Source organism: Streptomyces recifensis, assembly GCF_002154615.1.
Taxonomy (GTDB): domain Bacteria; phylum Actinomycetota; class Actinomycetes; order Streptomycetales; family Streptomycetaceae; genus Streptomyces; species Streptomyces griseoluteus.
On sequence record NZ_MUNH01000330.1, the window covers coordinates 1 to 521 of the forward strand.

General features: G+C 73.3%; 1 protein-coding gene. It reads left to right on the forward strand.

All coding sequences use genetic code 11. From position 1 onward, the window contains the following. Positions 1-243: 243 nt before the first annotated feature. Positions 244-521, forward strand: a 278-nt coding sequence (locus CCN33_RS18150) for a RecB family exonuclease (protein ID WP_140394583.1), incomplete at its 3' end; no start/stop codon positions are given.

The following is a 521-nucleotide window of genomic DNA, read 5'->3' on the forward strand; positions in this document are numbered from 1 at the left end:
GTGGGAGGCGCTGGGGGGTGGTCGGCCGGGTGGTTCTCGTCCGGCTGCGGCTGCCCGTTCCCGCCGGTCACGTCCACGGTGTCCCCATCGTTCGAAGCGTCTTCCGCGCGTGGCCGGGCGGAAGGGTCTCGGGTCGATGGTATGCGGCCCGGGTGGCGCGGTCCGCTCCGGCACCCTGGTGTTGAGGGGGCGTGAGGTGCGCGGCTGGGTCGCTGTCGGTGCCGGGCCGTATGGTCTTGGGTCATGGAGAGCAGCGGTGTGGGGAGTGCCCCCGAGGGCGTTTCGGGTGGCGAGGGCGGCGCGGAGGCTGTGGCGCGGGTCGCCGTGGCGCCGTCGTCGCTGTCTCCGTCGCGGGCGAGTGATTTCATGCGGTGTCCGTTGCTGTACCGGTTCCGGGTGATCGACCGGTTGCCGGAGAAGCCGAGTGAGGCGGCGACGCGGGGCACGCTGGTGCACGCGGTGCTGGAGCGGCTGTTCGACGCGCCGGCCGCGGAGCGTACGGCGCCGGCGGCGAAGTCGTT